Origin of the sequence: Terrimonas pollutisoli (genome assembly GCF_029360765.1) — a bacterium.
Lineage (GTDB): Bacteria > Bacteroidota > Bacteroidia > Chitinophagales > Chitinophagaceae > Terrimonas_B > Terrimonas_B pollutisoli.
Map to the genome: position 1 here is coordinate 961,472 of NZ_JARKNA010000001.1, position 19,650 is coordinate 981,121.

Sequence of the window (19,650 nt, forward strand, 5' to 3'; positions counted from 1 at the left end):
TTATTGTTTCTTCCAAATAGCCAAAATACTTTTTCCAAAGGAATAAAAGAAAATATGATCAGTGATTTTTGAAATTGGCACCAGCCATTTGTCCCAAAAAATTATCTGTCTTGTGGTAGGATAGGATTGCCGCAACAACAATTTGTTAAGAAGTGATGCAAGAAATCCCATAGAATCGAGATAAATTTTTTTTTGAATGGTCATTAGCGGGGTTCCGATCGCTAACAAATTTCTCTTGTTGTATCTTCTATAATGTCCGATTGACTTGTCAAAAGGACTGTACAGGAATTGAAAAGCCGGCGCAAGTATGATCAGGTGGCCGCCGGGTTTTAAGAGTGCCACGGCATTTATTATTTCCTTTTTGTCGTTTTCAATATGTTCAAGCACATCAATGTAGACGATGGCATCAAAAAGGTTATCTTTACTGATCATCTCGATACTACCAGCTGCTAACTCGCAGTTTGGTGGAAGCATGTTATCATGGATTTTCCTTTTTAGAATCTTTTGCATTTCATTATCAGGTTCCAATAAAAGCCATCTGTCTGCAACGTTTCTATTTAATAGATGAGTCGTTGTGCCGAGTCCGGCGCCAACTTCCAGCACGTTTCCTTTTAAAAAAGGAAAAACTTGTCGCGCAAAGTATTTTTTCCAATTAACAGCACTTTCGAATATTTCCAATTCCTTTCCGGGGTATTTGTATTCGTTGCTCATGATTTTATTGTTTCAACCTCGCCAGCATAATCTTTATAATGATGAGCAGGCACAAATTTCCTTTGCGATTCTGAAGAAAAATAAAGAAACATAGTGATTAGAGACAGCAAAAAACTTTGCAATAGCACAATCAACGTGGATGACATCACGGTTGAAGTCCAACCTGGAATAGCCAATTGGGTAAACAATTTTATTCCTAATAAACTCAAGATGATAAGAAGGGAAATGGCGATCAGCAGGAAGGAAAAAATTAACAGGCGTCCTGCAATAATTTCCATGAAAACAGAAATGGCGCCTAAGCCTAATAGAAGCAATTTCCCAAAATTCATTTTAGACCGGCCCGCATATCTTACGCCTTTGTGTGTTTGAATGGTGGAGTAGGCGATACCTGATTTAACGATGCCACCTGCAAGATGATTCCAGATTTCGCTATAGTAGACAATCTTATCGAGAGATGCTTTTGGTAACACCATATAATTACCAAAAGAAATACGTCGCCCTGTAAGCAACTGAAAACTAATTTTATACAACAGGTAAAATAACTTGAATATTAGATCTTCCCGCCGCGAACCTCGCTGGGCAAAAATGACTTCACTGGTTCTTTTTTCAGCGGTGAGTAACAATTGGAGCGCATCTTCGGGCCTATCTTCGCCATCGGAATCCATAATCAATACTTTGTCGCAACTAATTTGATCTTTAATATAGGCCAAACCAATGGCAAGTGCTTTTTGATGGCCGATATTTCTTTGCAGATGCAGAATCTGTAAAGAAAAAGAATCAGATGGCTGAATACGTAAGGGTTCGGTCGATCCATCGTCAACTATTAAAACAGTAAAATTATAATGATTTAAAGCGTCAAAAGTTTTTTCCATCTCTCGTAAAAGGCGGTTCAATGACTCCGTGTCATTAAATAAGGGACATAATATCGTTATGGTTTTCAGCATATATTAGCATTAAAGATACATTCCATCTTAAAATAAAATACCTGCGTTTATGTATAACCTATTTTGAGTTTAAGAAAATAATTTTCAAAATATTGCTAAATCAACCAACTCAGAACCGCGGTAATGAAAGTAGAAGCTATTGATATGGTTGGATCGACCGGCATCGGGAACAGTAGCCTATTGATTGTCTCCTTGCACCATGTATTTAAAATAAGGTAAACTGACCAATGATTGATATAAAATGAATAAGAAATCCGGCCAAAAATTTCAATGGCCGGATAGAGAAAATGGTATTTATAATCTTTGACCGACTTTTGTCGACTTCGTGAACCAAAATGCCAAACATCATGGCGAAGGCAGTATGGCCTATCAATCCTAAATAGGAAAATTCAAAAGCTGAATAACGGTTTATAAAGTAAGATGCAAAATTAATAGAAGCAAAGGCGGTGACAATAAACATTATTTTTTTCAATAAAAGCTGGGTAGTAGGATCGGCTGGCGTCATTTCCTTTCATATATGGAGCTGGACGAGTTATTTTTCCAAAGACAACCTCCTGACCAAATACTTCCCGAGCAGATCGAATTCGAGATTTACAATATCTCCGCTCTGAATCGTTTGAATATTTGTATGATTAAAGGTATAAGGAATTATACCCACAGTAAAACGAGTATTCGTGACATTAAAAACAGTAAGGCTGATACCGTTTGCGCAAATTGATCCTTTTTCAATAATGAGTTCCGCAAATTTTTCGGAAAATTCAATTTCAAACTCCCAGCTACCTTCTTTTTCAATTCTGTTAACACAGGTACCAACCGTATCCACATGCCCCTGCACAAAATGCCCATCTAACCGCCCGTTCATCGCAAGACACCTTTCCAGGTTTACCAATGCACCGGGCTGCCAGATCCCCAGGTTAGTTTTTTGTAACGTTTCATCAATGGCAGTTACCCGGTAAAGTGGGGCGTTCACTTCCTCGACTGTAAGACAAACACCGCTGTGGCTTACGCTTTGGTCAATTTTCAATTCGCCGGCCAAAGTAGATTCCAGCCAAAAAGTTTTATTGGAGCCATCGGAAATAACATCCCGGACAATTGCGGTTGATTCGACGATACCGGTAAACATTCGGCAAATTTAAGGAAGTGAAATCGACTGAGGAGATAAACAAAACAATTGTAAACCAATAGTGTGTGTCAAGAAGGAGATTTTTTTACTGAAAGTTGTTTAAAATGTTTAAACAGAAGTTTTATACTTACCCGCATTCCCCTATCTTTGCCGTCCTAAAAACATACCAGGGAGGTATATACTATGTTAATTATTGATTCGAAAGATTGCGAAAATATCGACAAGGCGCTTAAAAAGTACAAGAAGAAGTTTGAAAAGTCGAAGACCTTGTTGAAACTACGTGAACGCCAAAGCTTTACAAAGCCTTCGGTAAAACGTAGGGGAGAAGTGCTTAAAGCAATCTATAGGCAGAACATTGTTAGCGGAAAGATTGAGAAATAAATAGTTTTATTTGTGATAAATTTGAATAGCTACAAAGCTTTGCTTTGTAGCTATTTTTTTACCACAACTTACCATAATGGCAAATGAATCTGCCGAAATTCAGTCGTTTATTGACTACCTCAAATATGAGAAAAGATATTCTCCCCATACCATTATTTCTTACGAAACAGATATCAACTCTTTTTTTCAATACTTGGGGGAAATTTTTGGGAATACGCCGCTGAAGGAAATAACTCACAGTATTATACGCAGTTGGCTGGCTTCACTGAAGGAGGAAAAGCTGACCGCAAAGTCAATCAACAGGAAAATCTCCACGCTGCGGTCTTTCTTTAAATATCACCTTAAAAGAGGAAATATCAGTACCGTGCCGACCGCCAATATTATTTCACCCAAAATTGGGAAAAGGTTGCCGGTTTTTGCAAAGGAATCAGAGACGACACTATTGTTAGAAACTTTAAGTGTGGCTACCGAAGACTGGAAGACGTTGAATGCCAAAATGCTGATCAGTTTTTTTTATGCCACCGGCATGCGACTTAGTGAGTTGATAAACTTAAAGGAAAAACAACTCGATTTTTCACGATCTCAGGTGAGGGTGCTTGGAAAAGGAAATAAGGAGCGAATAATCCCGGTTGCCAGGGAATTATTGCAGGATATTGACGAATATAAAGCTCTCAAAAAAAAGACGTTTGAAAATTCTGATGAATTTTTACTGGTAACAGAAAATGGCAAGAAATTATATCCCAAATACGCCTGGCTGTTGGTTAATAAATATCTTTCACAGGCCAGCACACTCGATAAAAAAAGTCCCCATGTATTGCGTCACAGTTTTGCTACCCACCTCATGAATAATGGAGCGGATCTGAATGCAGTCAAAGAACTGCTTGGCCATGCCAGCCTGGCTGCGACACAGGTTTATACTCACAACACGATTGAAAAGCTAAAAGACGTCCATAAGAAGGCTCATCCCAAATCTTAAAATATAGAAATCAAACAATAAATTTTCACAAGGAATAGTTTGGTTTTTTTTCATTTTGGCGTAACTTCATATCAACCACAAAAGCAATAAAATATGTAATAAATTTCCAATCTTATTATAAGCTCTTTATTTATTATTTCACCGTTAAAATGTGACGACTATGAATGTAAACATTCAAACTGTTCGATTTGATGCGGACATAAGGTTGATTGATTATGTAAACCGAAAACTGGAAAAATTAAACACCTTCCATGACCGCATCATCAAGGTAAATGTGTTTCTGAAGTTGGACAATGTAGTTCATAACATTAAAGACAAGATAGCTGAAATTAGAATCCATGTACCACGCCACGAGTTCTTTGTTAAATCAACCAGCAAATCATTTGAAGAATCTTTTGACGATGCCTTTGATTCTATCGTCAACCAAATAAAACGAAAAAAAGAAAAGCAAGCCGCCTAAAAAATTAGAAGACCTCTCCCCGGAGGTCTTTTTTATTTTTCATCCTGTCTGAAGAGCAAGTAACCTTTTATCGGAAAAAATCATTGGCCCATTTTAATCTATAATTTTATCACCGGTCAATGGATTGATGAATACTGGTGTGGTCAATTACTGCAAGTCAATTTCGAAGGGCATGCAACTTGCTGAAAACAAATAAAAAATTCCTTGTGCAAAATTTTTGCAATTATCAAATTCCCTTACCTTTGCCTTCCTAAAATTTTAGGGTAGTTCTTTGTAAATATATCGTTATGGCAACGAATCAGTTCCATAACATTCAATAACGCCACTTTAGCTCAGCTGGTAGAGCAACTGATTTGTAATCAGTAGGTCGTTGGTTCGATTCCGACAAGTGGCTCAGAGTTTTGGACGAAACTCCTTACTCATGGGCAGATGGCCGAGTGGCTAAAGGCGACAGACTGTAAATCTGTTCTCTTCGGAGTACGGAGGTTCGAATCCTTCTCTGCCCACAGTTCTTTGCAGACCCGGAACCCTGGTTCCGGTTTAAGTTTTTCACCGGTGTCAATACCGGTTAAGCGGGAGTAGCTCATTTGGTAGAGCGATAGCCTTCCAAGCTATAGGTGGCGAGTTCGAGCCTCGTCTCCCGCTCTCAGGAAGAGCAGTCAAAAAGTCAAATTGGTCAAAAAGGTCATTGGATCTGGCTTATTTGACTCGCTGACTTCAATGACTTAACCAGCCGTTGTAGCTCAGTGGTAGAGCACTTCCTTGGTAAGGAAGAGGTCGTGAGTTCAATTCTCATCAACGGCTCATCCCTGTCTGCGGAAGGCAGGCTTCGGTAAGCCCAGGATGAAAGGACTTACAAAAATGATGAATAGAGGACTGAACGATGAAGTGTGCGACGCAACAGGTGATGACCAATATTACAGTTGCTGACTACATAAATAGAAACAAAAATTAGAAACACAACTAAAAACCGATAACAATGTCAAAAGAGACCTTTAAGAGGGACAAACCCCACGTAAACATTGGTACGATTGGTCACGTTGACCATGGTAAGACCACTTTGACTGCCGCTATTACAGAGATCCTATCTAAAAGGGGCTTGGCGACAGCAAAAAAATATGATGAAATTGATGGAGCTCCTGAAGAAAAAGAAAGGGGTATCACTATCAATACTGCTCACGTTGAGTATCAAACAGACTCTCGTCACTATGCTCACGTTGATTGTCCTGGTCACGCTGACTATGTTAAGAACATGATTACTGGTGCTGCTCAAATGGACGGCGCTATCCTGGTTGTGGCTGCTACTGATGGTCCTATGCCTCAAACAAAAGAACACATCCTGCTGGCTCGCCAGGTAGGTGTACCTCGTATGGTTGTGTTTATGAATAAAGTTGACCTGGTTGACGATCCTGAACTGTTGGATCTTGTTGAAATGGAAATCCGTGATGAGCTGACAAAACGTGGTTTTGACGGTGATAATACTCCAATCATCAAGGGTTCTGCAACTGGCGCATTAGCTGGTGAAGAAAAATGGGTGGGTGCGATTACTGAGTTGATGGATGCAGTTGATAGCTATATTCCATTGCCTCCCCGTCCGGTTGATCTTCCGTTCCTGATGTCTGTTGAGGACGTATTCTCTATCACTGGTCGTGGTACTGTTGCTACAGGTCGTATCGAAAGAGGTCGTATCAAAGTGGGTGAAGGTGTTGAAATCGTAGGTTTACAGGAATCGCCGCTTACTTCAACTGTAACAGGTGTGGAAATGTTCCGCAAATTATTAGATGAAGGTGAAGCTGGTGACAACGCAGGTCTGTTATTACGTGGTATTGAGAAAACTCAAATCCGTCGTGGTATGGTTATCTGTAAGCCAGGTTCTATTACTCCTCACACTGAGTTCAAATGCGAAGTTTACGTATTGAGCAAAGATGAGGGTGGTCGTCACACTCCATTCTTCCAAAAATACCGTCCCCAGTTTTACTTCCGTACAACTGACGTAACAGGTGAAGTTGAACTGAATCCTGGTACTGAGATGGTAATGCCTGGTGATAACACTTCTCTTACTGTTAAACTGATCCAGCCAATCGCGATGGAGAAAGGTTTGAAATTCGCTATCCGTGAGGGTGGTCGTACAGTAGGTGCTGGTCAGGTGACTGAGATTATTAAGTAAACTCCTAAATCTCCGCCGCGGAGACTTAGTAAAGGTTCATAAATTTGCAAAGTACTTAGGTAAAAGATATCCTAAGTACTTTGTTCTATAGTAAAGTTCTTTTAATAGCATCTTTATAAGCCTCCCTTTAGGGAGGTTTGGAGGGGGTTATCTACGGGCATGGTGCAACGGTAGCATACGGGTCTCCAAAACCTTTGATCTGGGTTCGAATCCTAGTGCCCGTGCAGGATAATTTGAAAATGAGCTTAACTTTAAGGCCTCATTTTCAAGCTTGCACAGTTTCAAAACAATCCCGTCATGGCGAGGATTTTCAACTTTGAAAAATGAATAAAATAGCAACTTATTTTAAAGAGTCGTACAAAGAGCTGACTGAGAAAGTAACCTGGCCAAACTGGGATCAGCTTCAGCAATCAACTATGATCGTACTGGTATCGACATTGGTGATTACTGCTCTTGTTTCGCTGATGGACTTTGTAGCGGGTGGTGCTTTGAAGTTTATTTACAACCAATTTTTTAACTAATGGAAGCAACTACCAATAATACGGAAAATAAGCAGCAGGAATCGAAGTGGTTTGTGCTTCGGGTGGTGAGTGGCAAGGAGCGCAAGGTCAAGGAATATCTTGATAAAGAAATTTCAAGAGGTGGCTGGAGCGAGGTAGTAAAGCAGGTTTTCCTGCCGGTGGAGAAGGTCTACAAAGTGGTGAATGGTAAGAAGGTAATGCGTGAGCGGAACTATTATCCGGGTTATGTAATGATTGAGGTGCTGGAAGGAAAGCTGAGTGATGATTTGAGAGATACCATTAAAAACACGAATAGCGTTATTCATTTTTTAGGAAAGGAAAATCCCATTGCCCTTCGCAAGGCTGAGGTAAACAAAATGCTGGGTAAGATGGACGAGATGGCGGAAGCCGGTGGTATCAGCATGAGTGAGCCTTTCATCGTGGGCGAAACAATTAAGATCATCGAGGGACCATTTAATGACTTTAACGGTGTGATCGAAGATGTGAACGACGAAAAGAAGAAATTGAAGGTAACAGTGAAAATATTTGGCCGTTCTACTCCTGTTGAACTGAATTATATGCAGGTCGAGAAACTTTCTTAAACTAATAATAAATTTCTTACGAAAGCCATCCGCATTTGTGGGTGGCTTTTATGATTATACAAGCATGAGGGCAAAATTTAAATTTCTGCTTATTTACTTTTTTAGCTGGGTCATTTTTTTTGAGCTGCTACGAATTGTGTTCATGCTTTATCATTTTGATAAAACCCGCCTTCTTTTCTTTCCGACAATACTTTCATCACTATGGTTTGGAGCGAGAATGGATTTGGCAGTGGCAGCTTATATTCTCGTCCCCGTTTGCCTGTTTGTATTGCTTAGTCTTTTTATTCATTTTTTCAGGCGGCTTTTGATCTACCGGGTATATACCTTCATTATGCTGCTGCTGGTGGCTTTGATATCTTTTTTTGATCTTGAAGTATATAAGCAATGGGGATTCAGAATGGATACAACGCCTTTGAAATTCATGGCAAATCCGAAGGAAGCCTTTGCGTCAATCAGTCACCTGCCGCTTTTTTTTCTTACGGTTATATTTCTTATTTGCTATGGATTATTTTATTTCTGTTTCAGGTATATACTAAAGAGCACGTTCTTTCAGCAACAAAATAAATTCAAGTTTGTTACTGCGGGATTGGTGTTGTTATTTATGGGCTGCCTGATCATTCCAATGAGAGGTGGTCTGCAACTGGCGCCTATCAATCAAAGCAGCGTCTATTTTTCCACTAAAAACTTTGCCAACCATTCTGCTATTAATGCATCATGGAATTTTTTACATAGTCTTACCAGCAAAGGCTCTTCCGGAAAAAATCCTTATCAATACCTGTCGGCGCAGGAAGTAAAACGGATCACCGACAGCTTATATAATCATAGCTCTAAGACAGAAAAAGTTGTCAATATTTCTCCTGGTAACCCATTAAATGTTGTCGTCATTATTTGGGAAAGCTTTACCGAAAAGGCTTTGCATATTTCAATCGATAATAAAGAAGTTACGCCTCAATTTAACCGGCTTAAAAAGGAAGGGATTTACTTTAGCAACTTATATGCAAGCGGTGATAGAACGAATAAAGGTATACCTGCTATATTGAGTGGCTATCCCGCCATGCCCAATACCACTGTCATTCATTCGCCGGGTAAATCTCAAAAATTAGAAGTGCTGTCAAAATTGTTTAAGGGAAAAGGATACAGTACTCCATTCTTTTACGGCGGAGAGCCAGAGTTTGCCAATATTAAATCGTACTTACTTACAGCCGGCTTTGATCCAATCGTTGGAAAGGATGATTTCGGCGAAAAGGACATGAATTCCAAATGGGGAGCTCATGACGGCGTGGTAATGAACCGGGTCTTTGCGGATTTGAATAAAACAAAACAACCTTTTTTTGCGACCTGGCTCACCCTGACAAGTCATGAGCCTTTTGAGACACCGGTGCCGCCTGTTTTTGCAGGAGGTGACAACACAACAAAGTTTCTAAACGCAATACACTATACAGACCAGGTTATAAGTGATTTTATTGCAAAATGTAAAGCACAACCCTGGTGGAGCAATACTATTATTATCATTACGGGTGATCACGGGCATCCGCTTCCGGAAAGCAAGAACAAAGCACAGGATTTTAGAACACCCATGCTTTGGATAGGAGGGGCTTTGAACAAAACCGGTGTTATCATTGATAAGGTAATGTCACAACTCGACATAGCAGCTACACTATCATCACAGACTGGATTGGATACAGCGGCTTTTCCGTTTAGCAAAAATGTACTGGACTCATCAGCAAAAGCCTGGGCCTTCTTTTCTTTCAATGACGGTTTTGGTTTTGCAGATTCAACAGGAAAGCTGGTTTATGACAATGTTGGAAAAATGCCGATCCTGCAGGAGGGAGGAGGTCCCAAACAAATTGACGCCGGGAAAGCAATGATGCAATGGGCGTATGATGATTTTATAAAGAAATAGACGGCTAAGCCTGTCGCTGGCGGCAAACAGCTGCATATATTTCATCTGTTATCATTCCGCCATGCGCACAATATTTTATATAGCTGTCATTCGCCATTATATTATTTTCTTCAAATGCTTTTATATAGCCGGCCATTCGTTCAATAGTGATAAATAAAAAACCGGAGCTGGTAATATGTGCGATACGTTTATACCCTTGCTGAATAAAATGGTGAGTAACATTTGGGGAATTGAAGGAACAGATTTTCCGCAATGGATACAAAACGTTGCCTGAATTAGAAAGCATATTGTGTCAGGTAAAATGGTAACTATGATTAATCATTGGTTTCTTTTGATTCAGCAGCTCTGATATATTCACTCGGTATTTTGCCAAACCTTTTTTTAAATTCCCTGCTAAAATGTCTTCGGTCATAGTAGCCGACTGCATAAGCTATCTCGTTTACCGTTTGTTTTTTTTGTTGGAGCAGTATTGCCGCTTTTTTGAGCCGGAGTGATTTTACAAATTCATTCACGGACATATCTGTTACTGCTTTTATTTTCTTGTACAGAACCGGGGCGCTCATACCTACTTTTTTTGAAAGCATTTCGACGCCAAATTCCGGATCATCTATATGGTCTTCCACTATCCGGATTACTTTCTCCAAAAATTCTTTATCTACCGTATTGACAATACTATCTTCAACCGTATTAATGAGAGGGACATCAGCCTGATTTTCTTCAATGATATGCCTGCCGAATTTTTGTCGTAGTTTTTCTCTTGAAGCCAATAAATTTCTAACATTCAATTCCAGCACTTTTGTACTGAATGGTTTTGTGATATATACATCAGCACCGGTTTCCAGGCCACTTACCTGGTCGCTTTGAGAACTTTTAGCCGTGAGCAATATCACCGGTATATGACTGGTGCGCTCATCTGTTTTTAATTTCCCGCACAATTCAAAGCCATCCATTTCTGGCATCATCACATCACTGATGACAAGATCGGGCACCTGGTCTGTAGCCGTCCTCCATCCCTGCAACCCATTTTCACATAACAGTACCTGGTATTGGCGACGAAAAGTTTGATGTATCAATGTTCTTATTTCGGGATTGTCTTCTGCGATAAGAATTGTAAACTCCTTATTCCCGTCATCTTCCGGAAGTTCGTTTACAACGGCCGGTGGTGGCAGCTTTTCCGTTCCTGGCATGCCAGCGCTTTCTTCACATGTGACAGGCAACAAATAATCCGTTCCTTCAAAATGTTTATTGCCCTGCAGAAGTGTTACCGTAAAAATGGTTTTGCCTTCCCTGTCATTGGTTGCCGCTTCGCTTTCTACTTTTATATTTCCCTTATGCAACTCTACAATGTGCCTGGTCAATGCAAGTCCAATCCCATAGCCCGTATTTTGCAAACCATGATCAGCTACCTGGAAAAAATTGGTAAATAATTTATCTAAGTATTGCGGCGCTATACCTCTGCCATTGTCTTTTACCGATATGGACACACTCTTTTCTTTCTGTTCTGCATGGAGAATGATCTGCCCATCGGCCGGCGTAAACTTAAATGCATTTGCCAGAAGGTTGAAAAAAACTTTTTCTAACTGTTCCTTGTCAAAATAGAGAGGTACGTCATCGGCGTCATGAATAAAAGATATTTTAATATTTTTTGCCAATGATAACTCGCGGAAACTTGTATAAATATCCTGGAGAAATGGAATAAGATTGTAGCGGGCGACACGTAATTTTAAATGTTGCGTTTCCGCTTTACGGAAATCCATCAGTTCGCTTACCAATTTTAATAAGCGGTTAGCGTTGCCTTTCACCTGGGCCAATTGCTGGTGTTCAAATTCATCTTTCTTTTTTTGATCAAGCAAGTGGTCGACTGGCGCCATGATGAGCGTCAGGTGTGTTCTTATCTCGTGAGAAATATTGGTAAAAAAATTCAGTTTTAACTGGTGCAGTTCATCTTCTTTCTTCAGCAAGGCTTTCAGAAAAAAGAATCTTGTTACAAAAAACAATATGGCAGCCAGCAGGACGGCATAAATACAATAAGCCCACCAGGTAAGCCAGAACGGGGGCAGGATTTTTACGTTAATAGAGACAGGCTCACTCCATATACCATCATTGTTAGCACCCTTTACCCATAGCGTATAGCTTCCCGGTGAAAGGTTGGTATAAGTAGCTGACGGCGTCGTTGTTTCCCTCCAGTTTCTGTCAAATCCATCCAGCTTGTACGCATACTTGTTTTTACTGCTTTTGATAAAATTCAATAAAGCAAATTCAATGGTAAATACATCCTGGTTGTGTTTGAATTCAAGTTCTTTGGCAAAAGCTATGTTTTCCTTGAGCAGCTTATCATCACCATTTATCTCTATATTATCATTAAACAACTTCAGTCCTGTAAATACAACTGTTGCTGTGTGTCTGTTTGTTTCAATTTTGTCGGGGAAAAAGCTGGTGATACCATTAAGTCCTCCAAAGAAAAATTCTCCCTTGCTGTCTTTCAGGTAAGAATTGTAATTGAATTCATTTCCTGGCAGCCCGTCCCTCGCAGTATAGGTTTGAGCTGTGTTTCGTAAGGGATCAAACTTTATCAATCCTTTATTTGAGCTTAACCAAAGATTTCCTTTATCATCCTGGAGTAATCCGAAAATATTAGTATTCGACAATTCACCCGAAGCTGTATAGCGTATGATTTGTTTATTTCCTGTGTTGTAGCTGGCAAGCCCGCCATACGCCAGGCCAAACCAAATATTACCTTTCTCATCATCAAGAATACAATTCACAGCAAGAGTAGAGTCAATGATGCTGGCGGTACTGCCTGAAACTAAGTAAACACCCCTTGCTGTACCTATCCAAATATTTTTATGATTATCCTCATACATTGTATTCGCCAGGGGTGGAAGAAATTTTATCTCAGCATTTGCGTTCAACAGTTCCAGCGCTGTTTTATTTCTTTTAAAAATTTGAATGCCTGCCTGTGTGCTTACCCATAAGCGGCGATTACTGTCTTCCAGCAATGAACCTATTTCGCTGTTAAGTGTCGCCGGATCGTTTTCTTTATACAAGTGGCGGATAAATATTTTTTTCTCCCTGTCAAAAACGTTTAACCCACCTCCATGAGTGCCGATCCAGGGATTACCATCCTTATCGAGGTAAACAACTTTTACGAGATTTGAACCAAGGCTGGATGGATCGTTCAGTTTGTTTTTATACACAGTAAATACACCCGATGCCTGATCCAAATAATTCAAGCCTCCGCCTTCCGTGCCAATCCATAAATTATGCTGCTTATCTTCTACGATACTGCTCACAACGTTATTGCTAAGGCTGGATGGGCTACTATTATTTTGAACGATGTTAAAAGACGTGCTATAAGAATAAATGCTATTGGCGCCTCCAAAATAAGTGCCTACCCACATAGAGCCATTGTTGTCTTCAAAAATGCTGTAAATAGAATTCTGGCTCAGGCTTTTTTTGTTAGCCGCATCATGCTGGTAAGAAGTAATCGTTTTTGTATTCGGATCAACGATACTGAGACCTTCTTGGGTACCGATCCATATCTTACCATTCCGTGCAGTAGTTACTTTCCGGATGTTATTATTAATAAGTCCGCTGGAAGAATTGTTCGTATGAAAGAAAGATACAAATGAATTGGCAACAGGATCATAAAGATTCACACCGTCGTTTTGCGTGCCGATCCATAACCTATGAAGCGAATCTTCTGAAATGTTTGTAATATAATTGGCGCTGAGGCTACCTGTTTTTCCCGGCACATGTTTAAACGTTTCATATTGATACCGGCCATTTGCCCATTTCATTTTTGTCAATCCATTATCGGTGCCGATCCATAGATTATGCTGATAGTCTTCTACGATTGACCGTACGATATTTCCTGCAATGCTGTTACCACCGGGAAAAGCATAGAAGGATTGGAATTCGTTCTTTTTGCGATCGGTCAGCAGGTGCAGGCCATTAGAACTGCCTACCCAGAGATTACCTTTTCTGTCTTCATAAACACAAAAAATATTTCCGGCCCTTACGCCGTTTATCCAGATCCTTTCAAAAATATCTTTCTTTGGGTCGTATTTATCCAATCCACTCCTGGTACCTACCCACAAGGTTTGACGTGAATCACAAAAAAGAGAGGTAATAACATCACTGGAAATACTGGAGCTATCCTTACTATTATATCTGTAAACCCGGAACCGGGTACCATCGTAACGGTTCAGGCCAATTTGGGTGCCAAACCACATAAATCCCGTTGCATCCTGCATAACCGATAACACGGAGCTGCTTGACAAACCGTTTTCTACCGCCAGGCGATTGAAGGCCATGTTTTGCCCATAACTATTTTTCGTGCCGGTAAAACATGACAATCCGACGGCAACACACAGCACTGATATCTTTCTCCAAATCATTGAAACAAAATTAGAGTAAGACATTTACCTGATCTCACTTTTTCAAGAACCATTTTTTGAAAAGAACGCAAAAATGGAAATAATCTTTATTGAAAAGCAACATCTTACATTAAGTTTAAAAAAATCACACCATTCTTTTAGGATCCTCACACCTCCTTTCTTATATACGATAATAGTTTAGAGGCAGCATTATGTAAGATAACTGGATGAATACAATTTCCGGATCTTAAAACAGACTATTAATTATAAAACGATTGCCAAAACCAAAATTAGCCAATGAAAAAAAGTCCTCCTTTTTGACCATCCTTTGCCCGTTTCCTGGGGGTCACGTCCTGACGAAAATAATAAGGATTGATTTTTAAATACTCCGCCAAACGTTAATCCAATCATTAATTACAAAAAGAAAAGAATGCAAAAAAAACTGCTTGTCAAAAAAATGCTGCTGTTGGTGACTGCCATAAGTCTATATGGCCTTGCCATGGCACAATCCGTTACCGGAAAGGTAAACGGTCAAAACAATACACCCCTCTCCGGCGTATCGGTGCAAATCAAAAACTCCTCAAAAGGTGTAACTACTAATGGCAATGGAGAATTTTCCATTGATGCGGCACAGGGCACTGTGTTGGTTGTTTCTTATGTAGGGCATAAATCACAAGAAGTAAAAGTAAGCGGGGCCTCTCTGCTGATTAGTTTGGAGCAAGGTGCTGATAATGTTTTGTCAGATGTGGTTGTTGTTGGTTATGGCACCCAGAAAAGATCAAGTGTAACCGGCGCCATCCTATCGGTAAATAATGAAGTAATTAAAGATCGCCCCGTTACCAATACAATGGCAGCGCTGCAGGGTGCAGTTCCCGGGCTTGTTATAACCAGGACCAACGGACAACCCGGTAATGAAAAATGGAAGGCGCAGATCAGGGGGATCACTTCTTTAGGCACCCAAAATTCTCCTTTAATAATTATTGACGGAGTGGAAGGTGAACTGGAATCATTAAACCCGAATGACATACAAAATATTTCTGTTTTGGAAGATGCGGCATCTGCAGCAATTTATGGTGCTAAGGCTGGCGCAGGAGTTATTTTAGTCACCACCAAAAGTGGAAAGCTTAATCAAAAACCAAAGCTGGAGCTATCAAGCATATTCACAAACAGAAAACCTTATGCAAGACCTGAACTCATCAGCTCGGCTGACCAGGCCAGGTTGCAAAATGCAGCGCAGTTTAATACCAACCAAACTACTGCCTTTACTGATGAGCAAATTAAATGGATGGATGATCCGGATGTCAATGAGATATATAATACCGGCACTAAAGCATGGGATTATTATTACAATCATAACCTTGTTGATATACTGATGAGAGAATCCAGCCCTCAGCAAAATCATAATATTTCGTTGAGTGGCGGTACGGATAAATCAAATTACCTGTTTTCATTCGGTTACCTGTCACAGAAAGGCGTATTCAACTTTGGACCGGACAAATACGACAGGTATAATACCCGCCTTAATTATAACACCAGGTTTAACAGCAAGATCAGTCTTGACGCGAGACTGGCGTTTTCCAAAGAGAATATCCTGGCTCCGTCTGTAGCTGCTGACGGCGACGGCGGTTTAATTTATAATATCTATTCGATAAGAGCTGCACGTAATCCCATTTTCGCGCCGGGCACTACTGATAAATATGCTTTTATTGGAACGATCTCAAACGCTTATCCCATATTAAAGGACGGTGGATATAACGACCGGGATGATTACAAGCTGAACGGCGTTTTTGCGCTTTCTGCTAAAAGTGTTTTGAAAGGATTGGATTTGAAACTTGTTTACAGTCCGGGATTGCGTGTATCTAACCAGGAAATTTTCGGCAGAACGGTACCACGTTGGAGTATTGATCCCAATAAAAACCTGATAGCAGGTACGCCTATTAACCAGACGAATTCTTTTACCAAAAACAGGAATAATTATTTTACGCAAAACCTCCAGGCATTAGTAGATTATGATCATTCTGTCGGTAAGCACAATTTTCATGCGCTGGGCGGATTCGAATACAGGTATTACAACTATGATGCTGTAATGGCCAGGCAAAGAGCTTTATTGCTGAATGATTTTGCTACCTTAAATTATACCACCCTGGCCAATGCAGACGTGAGTAATGTAAGGGATAATATCCAAAGGAATGTATGGGTATCTTATTTCGGGCGCCTTACTTATAATTTTGATGAGAAGTATTACCTCGAAGCCATTTTGAGAAATGATGCTAGCTCCCGCCTGGCCCCGGGCTATCAAAACCATACTTTTCCCGGTGTTTCATTAGCGTGGCGTGTATCACAGGAAAATTGGTTCAGGAATACTGTTGATTGGATCGATGAATTGAAATTGAGAGCTTCCTACGGTACTGCGGGTGGTGCGCAAACTGCAGACCTGAATGCCAACAACTACGATTTCCAGGCCACTTTATCTGCGGGAGCTTATCCGTTTAATGATGCCCGTACAGCTTATATTTATCAGGCTGATTTGCCAGCTGAAAGTAAAGGATGGGAGGTGATCAAAACATCTAACGTGGGTGTTGATGTATCAATGCTCAGAAGAAGATTGTCTTTGACATTTGATTATTTCGTAAGAAATAATGATGATGTTTTTGCTGAAGTGCAACTGCCACAAGTATTGGGGGTAACACCCAATAACCAGAACATCGCATCTGTACGAGTGAAGGGATGGGGAGCGGTAGTAAACTGGAAAGATGTTTTCAGAAATGGTAGTTATTTTATTTCCGCCAACCTGAGTGATAATACAAACAAGGTAACAAAATACGAGGGTTCATTTGCCTATACCGCAGGTATCAATTCCAACCTTCCCGGCATGCCGGTCAATTCAATTTTCGGATACCGCACGAACGGGTATTTTAATTCACAAGATGAATTACAGGGCGCTCCCGTTCTTTCCAATGCTACCGGTGTAGGAGATATAAAGTATGCAGACATTAATAAAGATGGAAGAATCACCAGTGGAATAGGAACAGCTGAGAATCACGGTGATCTTGTATACTTAGGCAACACCAATTCACGCTACACGTTTGGTTTAAATGCCGGCATTAACTGGAAGGGTTTTGACTTGTCCTTTCTGGTCAATGGTGTAGGTAAAAGAACGATTTTACTCGACCCTACATCTTCCATAGCATTTTATGACAGTTGGAGAATGCCCTGGGCTATTCACCAGGATTACTGGACGCCAGAAAATACAGATGCACGGTTTCCTAAATTAAGAATGGGTGACCGTGTTAATAACGCCCCTTCTTCCAAATGGATACAGGATGCCAGTTACATACGTTTAAAAAACCTGCAATTGGGTTATACCCTTGCCAGGAAGCAACACCATTTAAAATTCATTGACAATATCAGGGTTTATGTCAGTGGCCAGGATCTATGGGAAAAAACGGGAATGTGGTTTGATTACTATGATCCTGAAAATACAGACAGGATAAGCTTCTCCTATCCATTGTGGCGCAGTTATTCAGTGGGACTGAATGTGACTTTCTAATAACACCAATCACTTTTTAATAACAAAGAGTAACAAAACGAGCCATAAAAATTTTCGAGCAATTTATACCAACCGCGATGAAAACTTTTATGGTGAATTACATGTGGCCTAAAAACAATAAAATTAACACATGAAAAAGGTAATTATAAACTATATTTTTCTTCTGACAACAGGAGCTTTCTGCATAAGCATTGGCGGTTGCAAAAAGATGCTTGATCAGAAATCACAAACAACCATTACGGACCCTGTTTTCTGGAAAACAACAAATGACCTGATTACCGGCACCAATTATTTGTACACCTTTCTTCCGGATATTAATACACCGTATGATGATACGTACAGCGATATTGCCATGAGCATCCTCGGCTCACTCAATAATATTAGTAATGGGTCACGGGTTGCACCAGCTACATCTGGTCTTTGGGAGAGCCAATACAAATTGATCAGGGCTGCGAATAATATTATTGAAAAATCAACAGGTATTACAGGTGACGATGCTGTAATCAAGAATTGTATTGGACAAGCCCGTTTTTTCAGGGCACTCGCTTATTTTAATCTGGTGCGGGCATTTGGCGATGTTCCCTATGTTGCTAAAACATTACTGCCAGGTGACCCTGAACTATACGGACCACGTGTAGCCAGGCAAACCATTATCACCTCAATGTATGAAGACCTGGATTTTGCTGCAGCCAATTGCCCACAGCCGGACCAGATTGCCAGCAGCACTTCACAGGCAGGGCAGATGGGAAAAGAATATGGAAGAATTACCCGTAGCGCAGCCCTGGCGTTTAAATCGAGGGTAGCGCTTTTTGAGGGAAGCTGGGAAAAATTTCATACTGAAATGCAAGGTGCAAAAGATCCTAATAAACATTTCCAGGCGGCCATTGATGCGTGTAAAACAATTATTACGGAAGCAAAGCATAGTTTATTTGCCAAAGATGGGGCCAATAGCTTTCAAACATTATTCAGGTACCAAGGCGAGACTTATGCGAAGAACAAAGAAAATATCCTGGCCAGGTTATATGGACAAAACCTGACAAACAATGTCAGCGGTCATAGTTATATGCGTACTGGTCTTACAGATGGTGCCAATGCCTCAACCAGGGCCTTCGTCACGATGGCTCTCTATTCTGATGGATTGCCTGCTGGTAAGTCTCCGTTAGATTCGAATGGCAAAGAAGCGAATTTATTGACAGACTATAGTAACAGGGACCCGAGAATGGTACTGACCTTATTCAAAAAAGGCGATCCCTATGTTTCTATCAATAGCAAGAATGTTACGTATGGTAATACCTACTATTATCAGCAACAAAAATATTGGTCAGGGCCGGATGATTTTTTTAATTCAGGCAATGTATTCCTGGATTTTATAATTATCAGGTATGGTGAAGTGTTGTTGAATTATGCAGAGGCTTTATATGAGCTGAATGAATCGATCACAGACGACGACCTGAATGCAACGATAAATCTTCTACGAAAAAGAGCTACCAACAACAACACAGCCTTGCTTCCTCTTCTTACCAATGAATTTGTGACAACAAATGGTTTAGATATGAGAGAAGAAATCAGAAGGGAAAGGACTATTGAGTTGGCTTTTGAAGGTTTCAGATACTGGGATTTACTAAGATGGAAGACTGCTGAAAATGAGCTTCCCAAACCTTTGTTACAGCGTAAATATTTTCCTGCTGAAAACTATGGTACTGGCACTGCCGCGCCGAAAGTTTTATTGGATGGGTATATTGTTTTGGAACCCGCATCGGCCAGGAAGTTTGATGCAAGCAAGGATTATTTATGGCCAATTCCGACAACACAGATTGGACTTTACCCACCAGGAGTATTAACACAAAATCCCGGGTGGCAATAACAAGCATCAAAGAGACCCAGCCTTGGGGAAATGAGGAATGGGTTGATGAATGTTTTATTTAAATCAGATCCGTAATACTCATGCTTTACT

At 40.3% G+C, this 19,650-nt stretch carries 14 protein-coding genes and 5 tRNA genes; 14 read left to right on the top strand and 5 right to left on the bottom strand.

The features are described 5' to 3' along the window. The 3 genes from P2W73_RS03705 to P2W73_RS03715 form a co-directional block, all read right to left on the bottom strand. Entirely contained in the window at positions 1-711 is a 711-nt protein-coding gene (locus P2W73_RS03705) for a class I SAM-dependent methyltransferase (protein ID WP_276500641.1), read from the bottom strand. Continuing rightward, positions 708-1,655: a glycosyltransferase gene (locus P2W73_RS03710; protein WP_276500642.1), complete on the bottom strand. Its 948-nt coding sequence runs from the start codon at positions 1,653-1,655 to the stop codon at positions 708-710. The genes P2W73_RS03705 and P2W73_RS03710 overlap by 4 nt, the downstream gene beginning before the upstream one ends. Positions 1,656-2,187: 532 nt before the next feature. Beyond that, positions 2,188-2,778 carry a riboflavin synthase gene (locus tag P2W73_RS03715; protein WP_276500643.1) on the bottom strand — a complete coding sequence of 197 codons (591 nt, stop codon included), beginning with the start codon at positions 2,776-2,778 and terminating at the stop codon, positions 2,188-2,190. 183 nt (positions 2,779-2,961) lie between these two features. On the opposite strand from P2W73_RS03715, the gene rpsU reads away from it, so the two are divergent. The 12 genes from rpsU to P2W73_RS03775 all read left to right on the top strand — a co-directional run bounded on the left by rpsU (position 2,962) and on the right by P2W73_RS03775 (position 9,767). After that, a complete protein-coding gene (gene rpsU, locus P2W73_RS03720) occupies positions 2,962-3,159 on the top strand; it encodes a 30S ribosomal protein S21 (protein ID WP_276500644.1) in 198 nt (65 codons plus the stop codon). Between the two features lie 76 nt (positions 3,160-3,235). Continuing rightward, entirely contained in the window at positions 3,236-4,135 is a 900-nt protein-coding gene (locus tag P2W73_RS03725) for a tyrosine-type recombinase/integrase (RefSeq protein WP_276500645.1), read from the top strand. 160 nt (positions 4,136-4,295) lie between these two features. Continuing rightward, positions 4,296-4,595 carry an HPF/RaiA family ribosome-associated protein gene (locus P2W73_RS03730; RefSeq protein ID WP_276500646.1) on the top strand — a complete coding sequence of 100 codons (300 nt, stop codon included), beginning with the start codon at positions 4,296-4,298 and terminating at the stop codon, positions 4,593-4,595. Positions 4,596-4,916: 321 nt separating this feature from the next. Beyond that, positions 4,917-4,989, top strand: a tRNA-Thr gene (locus P2W73_RS03735). Positions 4,990-5,018: 29 nt separating this feature from the next. Next, positions 5,019-5,101 (top strand) — tRNA-Tyr (locus tag P2W73_RS03740). 66 nt (positions 5,102-5,167) lie between these two features. Continuing rightward, positions 5,168-5,240, top strand: a tRNA-Gly gene (locus P2W73_RS03745). 87 nt (positions 5,241-5,327) lie between these two features. Then, a tRNA-Thr gene (locus P2W73_RS03750) sits at positions 5,328-5,399 on the top strand. Between the two features lie 175 nt (positions 5,400-5,574). Next, entirely contained in the window at positions 5,575-6,762 is a 1,188-nt protein-coding gene (tuf, locus tag P2W73_RS03755) for an elongation factor Tu (RefSeq protein WP_276500647.1), read from the top strand. Positions 6,763-6,915: 153 nt separating this feature from the next. After that, positions 6,916-6,986, top strand: a tRNA-Trp gene (locus P2W73_RS03760). Positions 6,987-7,085: 99 nt separating this feature from the next. Then, a complete protein-coding gene (gene secE, locus P2W73_RS03765; RefSeq protein ID WP_276500648.1) occupies positions 7,086-7,283 on the top strand; it encodes a preprotein translocase subunit SecE in 198 nt (65 codons plus the stop codon). After that, complete coding sequence (gene nusG / locus P2W73_RS03770) at positions 7,283-7,864, top strand: transcription termination/antitermination protein NusG (protein ID WP_276500649.1); 582 nt, start codon at positions 7,283-7,285, stop codon at positions 7,862-7,864. The genes secE and nusG overlap by 1 nt, the downstream gene beginning before the upstream one ends. 142 nt (positions 7,865-8,006) lie before the next feature. Then, a complete protein-coding gene (locus P2W73_RS03775) occupies positions 8,007-9,767 on the top strand; it encodes an LTA synthase family protein (RefSeq protein ID WP_276500650.1) in 1,761 nt (586 codons plus the stop codon). 4 nt (positions 9,768-9,771) lie between these two features. On the opposite strand, the gene P2W73_RS03780 is transcribed toward P2W73_RS03775, so the two are convergent. Further along, on the bottom strand, positions 9,772-10,053 hold the full coding sequence (locus P2W73_RS03780; RefSeq protein ID WP_276500651.1) for a type 1 periplasmic-binding domain-containing protein: 282 nt from the start codon (positions 10,051-10,053) through the stop codon (positions 9,772-9,774). Positions 10,054-10,081: 28 nt separating this feature from the next. Continuing rightward, positions 10,082-14,083 carry a hybrid sensor histidine kinase/response regulator transcription factor gene (locus tag P2W73_RS03785; RefSeq protein WP_276500652.1) on the bottom strand — a complete coding sequence of 1,334 codons (4,002 nt, stop codon included), beginning with the start codon at positions 14,081-14,083 and terminating at the stop codon, positions 10,082-10,084. Positions 14,084-14,576: 493 nt separating this feature from the next. Between P2W73_RS03785 and P2W73_RS03790 the strand changes: the two genes are divergently transcribed. Both P2W73_RS03790 and P2W73_RS03795 read left to right on the top strand, forming a co-directional pair. After that, a complete protein-coding gene (locus P2W73_RS03790) occupies positions 14,577-17,696 on the top strand; it encodes a SusC/RagA family TonB-linked outer membrane protein (protein ID WP_276500653.1) in 3,120 nt (1,039 codons plus the stop codon). 130 nt (positions 17,697-17,826) lie between these two features. Beyond that, positions 17,827-19,560, top strand: coding sequence for a RagB/SusD family nutrient uptake outer membrane protein (locus P2W73_RS03795; RefSeq protein ID WP_276500654.1), 1,734 nt, complete (start codon positions 17,827-17,829; stop codon positions 19,558-19,560). The last annotated feature ends 90 nt before the right edge of the window (positions 19,561-19,650 follow it).